The sequence below is a fragment of the Rhizobacter sp. genome (assembly GCF_031412495.1).
Lineage (GTDB): Bacteria > Pseudomonadota > Gammaproteobacteria > Burkholderiales > Burkholderiaceae_C > Schlegelella_A.
Genome location: NZ_JANODC010000393.1, coordinates 1 through 2,220, shown reverse-complemented (window position 1 = coordinate 2,220; position 2,220 = coordinate 1). Strand labels below are relative to the sequence as shown.

General features: G+C 70.3%; 3 protein-coding genes. 2 read left to right on the top strand and 1 reads right to left on the bottom strand.

The features are described from left to right. Positions 1–173, top strand: a 173-nt coding sequence (locus AC30N0_RS14400) for an ExbD/TolR family protein (protein ID WP_489518594.1), incomplete at its 5' end; no start/stop codon positions are given. Beyond that, the gene (locus AC30N0_RS14395) at positions 154–1,395 is read left to right on the top strand and encodes a tetratricopeptide repeat protein (protein ID WP_489518593.1); all 1,242 of its coding nucleotides are present in this window, start codon (positions 154–156) and stop codon (positions 1,393–1,395) included. The genes AC30N0_RS14400 and AC30N0_RS14395, both read left to right, overlap by 20 nt. 3 nt (positions 1,396–1,398) lie before the next feature. Here AC30N0_RS14395 and AC30N0_RS14390 read toward each other — a convergent pair whose 3' ends face one another. After that, positions 1,399–2,157, bottom strand: coding sequence for a 3-hydroxyacyl-CoA dehydrogenase (locus tag AC30N0_RS14390; RefSeq protein WP_489518592.1), 759 nt, complete (start codon positions 2,155–2,157; stop codon positions 1,399–1,401). Between the last annotated feature and the right edge of the window lie 63 nt (positions 2,158–2,220).

Below are 2,220 nucleotides of genomic sequence, written 5' to 3'. Positions count from 1 at the left end.
GCCAGCTCGAGTCGCGCCTGTCGCAGGTGGCGGCCCAGGCCGACCAGCCGGAGGTCCACATCCGCCCCAACAAGCTCGTCGAGTACAAGTCGGTCGCCGTCGTGCTGGCATCGGCGCAGCGACTGGGGGTCACCAAGCTCGGAATGATCGGCAATGAACAGTACGTCAAGTAGCCGGCTCCTGGCCCGGCTCGCCCGGGCAGCGTGCCTCGCGGCGGCCGTCGGCGCGGGTGCGCCGGCCCACGCCCAGGAGGCCCTGCGCCCCGAGGTCGGCAAGCCGCTGCAGGCGGCCCAGGAGATGATCAAGGGCGGCCGCTACAAGGAGGCGCTCGTCAAGGTGCGCGAGGCCGAAGCGGCCGGCGCGCGCAACGCGAACGAGACCTTCCTGATCGAGCGCATGCGGCTGGCCGCCGCATCGGGTGCCGGAGACGCCGACACCGCCGCCCGCTCCTTCGAGGCGATTGCCGGCTCGAGCCGGATCGCCGGGCCCGACAAGCTGCGCATGATCGAATCGATCGCCGGCAGCTACTACCGCCAGCAGCAGTACGCCAAGGCCATGCAGTGGGGCCAGCGCTACTTCCGCGAAGGCGGCAGCAGCGGCGCCATCCGCACCATGCTGATCCAGAGCCAGTACCTGAGCGGCGACTTCGCGGGCGCCGCCAAGGAGCTGACGGCCGAGGTCCAGGCGGCCGAGCGGGGCGGCGGCCCCCCGGCCGAGGACCGGCTCAAGCTGCTTCTCAACGCGGCGTCGAAGCAGGGCGACAACAACGCCTACGTGTTCGCCATGGAAAAGCTGGTCACCTACTACCCGAAGAAGGAGTACTGGGTCGACCTTCTCAGCCGGATGCAGCGCAAGCCCGGCTTTTCCGATCGGCTCTCGCTCGACACCTACCGGCTCTCGCTGGCCACCGGCAGCATGACGGCCCCCGCCGACTACATGGAGATGGCCCAGCTCGCCCTGCAGGCCGAGCTGCCGAGCGAAAGCAAGTACGTGGTCGACAAGGGCTTCGGCTCGGGCGTTCTGGGGACCGGGCCGCAAGCCGACCGGCACAAGCGGCTTCGCGACCTGGTCGACAAGCGCCTGGCCGAACGGAAGGCGTCGGCCGCCGAGGAAGAGAGGCAGGCGCTGGCCGGAAAGAGCGGCGAGGCGCTCGTCTCGCTCGGCATGGATCTCCTCTTCGCCGGCCAGGCCGCCAAGGGCGTGCAGCTGATCCAGCAGGGGATCGCCAAAGGCGGCCTCAAGCGACCCGAGGACGCGAAGCTGCACCTGGGCATCGGCCAGCTCGTCGCTGGCGACAAGGCCAAGGCCCAGGTTACCTTCAAGACCGTCCAGGGCACCGACGGCACTGCCGACCTGGCCCGCCTGTGGGCCCTCTACGCGCGCCGCAGCGCTTGACGGCTAGCGGGGGGCGAGGCGTATCGCGCCGTCGAGGCGGATCACTTCGCCGTTGAGCATCTCGTTGACCACGATCTGGTGCACGAGCTTGGCGTAGTCGGAGGGCGTGCCGAGCCGGCTCGGGAAGGGCACGCTGGCGGCCAGCGCCTGCTGGACCTCGGCCGGCATGGTGAACAGCATCGGCGTGCCGAAGATGCCCGGGGCGATCGTCATGTTGCGAATGCCGTTGCGGGCCAGGTCGCGGGCGATCGGCAGCGTCATGCCGACGATGCCGCCCTTGGACGCCGAGTAGGCGGCCTGGCCGATCTGGCCGTCGTAGGCGGCCACGCTCGCGGTCGAGATGAGCACGCCGCGCTCGCCGGTCGGTTCCGGGTCGTTCCGGCTCATGGCCTCGGCGGCGAGCCGGATCATGTTGAAGCTGCCGATCAGGTTGACGCTGATGACCTTCGCGAAGAGCGCCAACGCGTGCGCGCCTTCCTTGCCGACCGTCTTGGCGGCCGGGCCGATGCCGGCGCAGTTGACGAGCCCGACCAGCTTGCCGAGCGCCGTCGCCTCGGCGACCGCGCCCTGGCCGTCTGCCTCCTGGCTCACGTCGCAACGCACGAAGCGGCCGCCGATCTCGGCGGCGATGGCCTCGCCACGCTCCGCCTGGAGGTCGGCGATGACGACCTTGCCGCCATGCTCGGCGAGCATGCGCGCCGTGCCTTCGCCGAGGCCGGACGCGCCGCCCGTGACCAGAAAAACCTTGCCTACGATGTCCACGTGAATCTCCTTGAGCCGATCAGGCGAGCGCCGCCAGCGCCCGCGCCGTGATCTCCTAGACGC

Excerpts from the sequence above, each read along its gene's own strand:
- AC30N0_RS14395 (WP_489518593.1), top strand. The coding sequence starts at position 154 with ATGAACAGTACGTCAAGTAGCCGGCTCCTGGCCCGGCTCGCCCGGGCA.